Consider the following 6000-nt stretch of genomic DNA (forward strand, 5'->3'; position numbering starts at 1 on the left):
TCGATACTGGGGTCAAGGCTCATGACTGAAGTCAACCGGGCCCAAGTCGCCTGTCTGAAAACAGCCACGCAAGCCGCAATCAGGCTTGTCGGTGGGGTTGAAGCAGCGGCCTCCTGCACGCGCGTCGGAAAGACGCAGATTTCTGAATATCAGAACCGCAATTCACCGCATGTTGTCCCTACCGACGTAGCCGTCGCGCTGGACGGTTATGCACAACAGCCCCTCATTCTTGCCGCCATGGCCACCATAGAGGGTTATGCGCTGCTCCCGATCGCGTTTGGCGAGGGATGCGCGGCAACGGCCATGAGCGAAGTCGCGGCCTCGGCCAGTGGCACGATGACCGCAGCCATCAGGGCGCTAGCAGATGGCAGGATCGACCGGACCGAGGCTGCTGACCTCTCGCAGCGTCTGGGCGACCTCATACGCCACTCGACCGATGCGCTGCAGAAAATGCAGGCACTCGCGTTTCGCCCCGATGGGGAGGGTTGAGCCATGAGCCAATCCCTCATGCAGTCCGGTGGCTCACCAGCCATAAAGTCCGTTGCGGTTGCTCCCGCGAAAACCGATCAGGCCAGAGCGGATCGTATTCTGTCCAACGTGCAAAAAGAGCGAGGCGGCGTGCAGGCGATTGCTGCCTGTATCGATCGGGCTCCTGGCAGCGTACAACGCTGGCTTCACGTGCCGGCCATCCATGTCAGGCCGCTGCTGAAAGCGCATGATTGCGGCTGGCTCACCCGCCGTATGGTCACCATCGCGCTGGGCGTTTCCAATGCCGACAAGCGCAAAGCGGGCAATCTGCTCGCCATCATACGAGCCACACCGGGCGGCATGGCCGTGCTGGCGCAAGCAGCGGGACGCTCTCTGGATGCCACGCGAAAATGGAAGACGGTGCCAGATGCTTTTGTGCCGCTGGTGCTGCGTGAGTTCAGCGACTGGCCGGGTCAGCGCAGGTTCGAGCGCGTTACCCGCACGAAACCCGCCTGCGCCAGCGTCTGGCACCGCAAATGCCTGAAATGCGGTGAGAAATTCAGTGTTAATTCCCCTTACGTCAGGCGGTGCGAGCTGCATCGCAAGGAGTGCTGATGGCCCGCCCTGCTCTTGATCGGGTGCGGCTCGCGCCCGCCATAAGGCTCTATCACCGCAAGGGCGTTCCAGCGCGGGGCATCGCCCTGCGGCTTGGCATTTCGGAACGCAGCACGCGCGGCCTTCTCAAGGACCTCGGACTTACAGCCCCGCGCAGTCCAGTGCTGAAGGAGGTGCGTCATGGGTGAAGCTCACCTTACCGCTCACGGATTAGGTGCCGCGGCATTCAGCGAGCCGGAAAACGTTCAGGCCGAATGCGCGCTGCTGGGCGCCATTCTGACCAATGGCCGGCGCGTCATGCCCATGGTCGAGGAATATCTCCGACCCGAGCATTTCTACGATCCGCTCAATGGCGTGATTTATGAAGCCGCGTTGCAGATGCATGGGCGCGGCATCGAGCCGAACCCCTTGCTCATTCGCGACCGGATTGGCGGTCATGATGTGCTGATGGGCCGCGTGCCGGCGGAGTATATTGCGCAGATCATGCTGGCGATGGTCGGCATCGCCAATGCTGGCGAATACGGGCGCGCCATATTCGATGCCTGGACGCGCCGCCAGCTGCGCACCATGTGCCTCGATGTTTCGCGGCTGTGCCTCAACCCCACCGGCAGAGCGGTGAGGATCTGGTGGAGCAGCTCGAAAGCGGGCTGCTCGACATTGCCCAGAACATGCGCGAGAGCCTGCCCAACGTGACTATTGCCGAGGCTATCGCGCAGGCTATTGCCTGCGGGCGCGATGCTCTGGCGCGTGGCTCGGCTCTGGCCGGGCTTTCATGGGGCTATCCCGCACTCGACCGCATGACGGGCGGCCTTCTGGCCGAGGGGCTTTATCTGCTGGGCGCACGCCCCGCGATGGGCAAAACGGCGTTGGGTCTCGGCATTGCCATGCGTGTGGCGGCAAGAGGCGAGCGCGTGCTGTTCTGGTCGGGTGAAATGGCGGCGCGTCAGCTGGGTGCGCGTGCCGGGGCGGCCTGGGCTGGACTTTCAACGCTCTCGGTATTCTCTGGGCGTCGCTACGACATTCCCGAAGATGTCGAGACCGGCATGCGGGTCGATCTGGCCCCGTGGCAATGGGACGATCTGGCAGAGGGCGAGCGGCAGGCCGGGGGCGTGCCACTTGAGCTCGATACGCGCTCCGGTCTGACGGTGGCCGGGTTGCGCTCACGCGCACGGCGCATGAAGCGCAGCAAGGCAGGTCTGAGTCTGATCGTGCTGGATTATGTAGGGCTGATGCAGGGTAGCGAAGCTGCGAGGCGACGCGGACGCTACGAGGAAATGAGTGAGATCAGCGCCGGCCTGAAAACCTGGCCAAAGAGTTGGGTGTGCCGATTATCGCGCTGGCACAGCTCAATCGCGAGGTTGAAAAGCGCGAGGACAAGAGGCCCATCGAGGCCGATCTGCGCGATAGCGGCGGGCTGGAGCAGGATGCCGATATGGTCGCGTTCCTCTACCGCGATCATTACTATCTGGCCAAAGAGGCGAGCGGTGACGGGCTGCAGAAGCGCGAACGCGAAACAGACGAGCAATTTGCCAATCGCTGTTCCGATCTTCAGTTCCGCATGCATGAAGCCATAGGCAAGGCGCAGGTGCTGATCCGCAAGAACCGTCACGGCGGGACAGGATCGGTCCGGTTGCGCTTCGATCACGATAGCACATGGTTTCGCGACGAAAGCGAAGACCCCCGCAGCCCGGCCTGGATGCGCGAGGCGCAATCATGAAGCGCCCTGCCATACTGCGCCGGCGTTTCGGGGCGCATGCGCGCGCGCTCATGACCGATGCCCGCTGGTGTCTCCTGCCCCTCGCCTCACGGGCGCTGTGGCTGCAACTGACCGATCTCGCCGACGCCATGCCAGAGCTGCGCGCGCCGTCACGCGGGCATGCGGTAACGGCGTCGAACCTCGCCCAGTATCTCGCCGCCGAACCGCTCGATGTGGCCCATGCACTCGCAGCGCTGGTGCAGCGCGACATTCTTGAGCCCGTCGATGACGGATATCGTCTGAAAGCCTTCTGATGATGACCTATAGAAAAGCCGATCAGGCACTCATTGCCCGGATCACGATCATGGCGACCTCGAACCTGCGCCTCATGGCCATGTCGGCCGAGGCCCTGCTCATGTGGCAGCGCATGATGATGCTCATTGTGCAGTACGGCACGAATGGCTTGCTTTCCCTCACGGAGGCATCGGGCATCGGGTTTTCGACGCTTGCCACCATCGGGTTACGCACAAGCGAAACCCAGCTGGAAACCTGGCTGGAAACCTGGGCGCAAAACCTGAGCATAACCTGGGACCGGCAGGCGCAAACGATCGGCTTTCCACCCGAATTGCAGGGTATCGCGACCGGATCGCGCCGGGCGGCAGCGTCGCGGGAAAACGGCAAAAGGGCGGAAGACCGCCAAAAAACGCGACATTCACTCCGCAAAACGATCCTCGCCAGCGCAGCGCCATGATGCCCATTGCAGGAGGTAAAACCATGACTGACGAAAACCCAGCGCTTCCCCGGGTTTCTCGCGCGCGTGAGAAGCTTGGCTTGGCTTCTTCCAATAGCTTTGAAGAGAAAGCCAAGCTTGAGGCGCCCGTGAGTGACGCACAGATCGATACGGCTTATCGGCGCATAGGTCCGAAGGCTTTTGAGGCAGCCGGGTTCGATCCGGCACGCAGCATGGTCAATCATGGCGTGGTGCGACAGTGGAGCGCCGACGCCCTGCGCGCCGGCTTCACGGTTGACGAGACCGAGCGGCTGATCCTCGGTGTGGTGACCAGCGTGACCGAGCGTCAGGCCGGCAAAGGCGGCGCAATCGGGCATCTGGGGTATTTCAGCAAAGCCGTTGCGGAGGCCATTGCCCGGCGCGATCTGCCCGAGGCCCCGTTGAGCGAAGCCGAGATCGAGGCCGACCGGGCTTTCCGCCGCGATCTGGAACGCTGGAAGGAAACCGGGCTTGCGGCGGGTGAGCCCGTGCCGAACCGCGCCGCCTATCTGGCCCGTGCAAGAGCCGCAGCATGACCCGGCTTCCTCCCGCTTTCGATCCCGAACGCAGCCTGCCCGAACAGGTGGGCGAATGGCTGGATGAAGCGGCCCTCACCCTCGCCTGCCTCCCCGCCACCGGCCTGCGCCCAGCCGGAGCCCGCAGCACCTGGCCCGCCTATCTGTGCGATCTGGAGGATCTTGGATGGGAACGTGAAAGCGATGAATTCCTGCCCCGCCCCACAGCAGAACAGATCGACCGGCTGGACGTGGTGCTCGGCTGGATACCGCTGATCGAGGATCGCAAACTCAGAACGGTGGTGAACATGCGCCTGATCGTTCACCCGATTTCAGGCGCCTATCGCTGGGAATGGCGGAAAATCGGGGCCAAACTCGGCATCAGCCACGTCACCGCCAAAGCCTGGCATCAAAGGGCCTGCGCGATGATCGCAAGAAAAATCAACCGCGCGCCATTTTCCACTTTCCAGTCTGTCCAATTTGCAGTGTTTTCGTGATTAATCTCGATGACTATTGTCAGCAAAACAACTTACCCTAGCGTCAGCAAACGCGTGTCTGATTCATTTTCCGCAAATAAACCGCTATGGTCAGAGTGTATCTGAGCAAGAGAAGATAAAGGTTTAGGATATTGACATGCCGAACAGTTTAGAAATCGTTAAAGGTACGATTGCCCCACTTAGCACGCTAGTGCTCGGCCTACTGACTTACAATGTTTCCAGATACCAAAAAAATATACAAAAAGAAAAAATCATATCCGATCTATTTACGAGGCGAATTGAAGTATATGATGCATTTTTGGATGCTATATGTCTCATTGCCTTCAATTATAATGCATCTATACACGATTATGATGAACTAAAAATTGTTCAAAAGCAGTATAACTACGCAAGATTTCTATTCGAAGAAGAAGCCTATAGCAAACTAACAAGTATAAAGTGCGACATTTTCGAATATCATTTTAAAGCTCAATTTCAAAATAAAGCAATCGGCCCCTCGGTAAATGAGACAGAACATGATATGCAAGTTAAAAAAAAGACTTCATGATATAAACGTCAAAATGCAAAAGCTGCTCGAGGGCGAATTTGCGAATTTATTTGATCCATACATGAGTATAAAAGATTTCAGAAATCGAAACTATACAAGAATTTCCAAGGCATTCAAAAAAAGTCTCAAAAATATTCTAATAAACTTGGTGTCTAATTATATTTTCATTTCATTATACGATAGACGAATGATTAGAGTATTAAATCAGAAACTTACCTATTTGAAACCGATCAATTTATCCAGACAGTCGAAACGAACCCAAAGTTCTATCACTCTCTAGAATGGCGCGGCCTGATGTCTCGCCTTCTCGTCCAACGTGGTCGACGCTGCGAGGCCTGCGGCCGCACTGACTGCCGCATCTTCGGCGATCATATCCATGAACTGAAAGACGGCGGTGCGCCGCTCGATCCGGGCAATATCCGGCTGCTTTGTGGCTCCTGCCATAGTGCCAAAACCGCCCGCGTCCGGGCCATCCGCACCCGCGAAACCCCAACCCGCTGAGCCCGAGGGGGCGGGTCGAAAGTCTGGCCGGATCCTACCCCCGCAACCGCGCAAGGCTCAGCGGCAGATTTTCCGGTCTATCAAGGAAATCAAGTTATCAAGGAAAGGGAGCAGAAATGGCTCACGGTGGCGCACGTCCTGGCGCCGGACGCAAAAAGGGCAGCCGGAACAAGAAGCAGGTGGACTGGAATGGCCCGCTCGTGTCGATCCTTCCGCACTTGCGCCCGGCCTCGATGCCCTGAGCGGCATGAGTTTGCAGGATCTCGCGACTTCATCGCCGCTCGCCTTCCTTACGCATATCTATCGCAATCGCGGCCTGGCCGCCGCCATACGCGCCGATGCCGCCAAGGCCGCCCTTCCCTACGCCCATGCCCGCCTCGCGGCCCCGCGTG

Annotated in this window: 11 protein-coding genes and 1 pseudogene; all 12 read left to right on the forward strand. The window is 59.1% G+C overall.

What is annotated here, in order from left to right; genetic code table 11:
• Positions 1-21 precede the first annotated feature (21 nt).
• The 12 genes and pseudogenes from JCM25414_RS14215 to JCM25414_RS26190 all read left to right on the forward strand — a co-directional run bounded on the left by JCM25414_RS14215 (position 22) and on the right by JCM25414_RS26190 (position 5850).
• Entirely contained in the window at positions 22-489 is a 468-nt protein-coding gene (locus tag JCM25414_RS14215) for a hypothetical protein (protein ID WP_025842066.1), read from the forward strand.
• Between the two features lie 3 nt (positions 490-492).
• Positions 493-1083 carry a hypothetical protein gene (locus tag JCM25414_RS14220; RefSeq protein WP_148301113.1) on the forward strand — a complete coding sequence of 197 codons (591 nt, stop codon included), beginning with the start codon at positions 493-495 and terminating at the stop codon, positions 1081-1083.
• On the forward strand, positions 1083-1271 hold the full coding sequence (locus JCM25414_RS14225) for a hypothetical protein (protein WP_025842068.1): 189 nt from the start codon (positions 1083-1085) through the stop codon (positions 1269-1271). The genes JCM25414_RS14220 and JCM25414_RS14225 overlap by 1 nt, the downstream gene beginning before the upstream one ends.
• The gene (locus tag JCM25414_RS14230) at positions 1264-1776 is read left to right on the forward strand and encodes a DnaB-like helicase N-terminal domain-containing protein (RefSeq protein WP_025842069.1); all 513 of its coding nucleotides are present in this window, start codon (positions 1264-1266) and stop codon (positions 1774-1776) included. Before JCM25414_RS14225 ends, JCM25414_RS14230 begins: the two co-directional genes overlap by 8 nt.
• 104 nt (positions 1777-1880) lie before the next feature.
• A pseudogene (locus tag JCM25414_RS14235) lies at positions 1881-2800 on the forward strand (replicative DNA helicase).
• Positions 2797-3093 carry a hypothetical protein gene (locus JCM25414_RS14245; RefSeq protein WP_025842071.1) on the forward strand — a complete coding sequence of 99 codons (297 nt, stop codon included), beginning with the start codon at positions 2797-2799 and terminating at the stop codon, positions 3091-3093. The pseudogene JCM25414_RS14235 and the gene JCM25414_RS14245 overlap by 4 nt, the downstream one beginning before the upstream one ends.
• Positions 3093-3530 carry a hypothetical protein gene (locus JCM25414_RS14250; RefSeq protein ID WP_025842072.1) on the forward strand — a complete coding sequence of 146 codons (438 nt, stop codon included), beginning with the start codon at positions 3093-3095 and terminating at the stop codon, positions 3528-3530. Before JCM25414_RS14245 ends, JCM25414_RS14250 begins: the two co-directional genes overlap by 1 nt.
• Positions 3531-3553: 23 nt before the next feature.
• Entirely contained in the window at positions 3554-4084 is a 531-nt protein-coding gene (locus JCM25414_RS14255) for a hypothetical protein (protein ID WP_148301114.1), read from the forward strand.
• Positions 4081-4560, forward strand: coding sequence for a DUF6362 family protein (locus tag JCM25414_RS14260; RefSeq protein ID WP_025842074.1), 480 nt, complete (start codon positions 4081-4083; stop codon positions 4558-4560). The genes JCM25414_RS14255 and JCM25414_RS14260 overlap by 4 nt, the downstream gene beginning before the upstream one ends.
• Before the next feature lie 136 nt (positions 4561-4696).
• Positions 4697-5107 (forward strand): hypothetical protein, encoded by a 411-nt coding sequence (locus JCM25414_RS14265; protein WP_025842075.1) that lies wholly within the window; start codon positions 4697-4699, stop codon positions 5105-5107.
• Positions 5108-5401: 294 nt separating this feature from the next.
• A complete protein-coding gene (locus JCM25414_RS22640; protein ID WP_081775955.1) occupies positions 5402-5608 on the forward strand; it encodes an HNH endonuclease signature motif containing protein in 207 nt (68 codons plus the stop codon).
• A 116-nt stretch (positions 5609-5724) separates the two neighbouring features.
• A complete protein-coding gene (locus JCM25414_RS26190; protein ID WP_277911346.1) occupies positions 5725-5850 on the forward strand; it encodes a hypothetical protein in 126 nt (41 codons plus the stop codon).
• Positions 5851-6000: the final 150 nt, after the last annotated feature.

Origin of the sequence: Asaia platycodi JCM 25414, assembly GCF_000614545.1 — a bacterium.
Lineage (GTDB): Bacteria > Pseudomonadota > Alphaproteobacteria > Acetobacterales > Acetobacteraceae > Asaia > Asaia platycodi.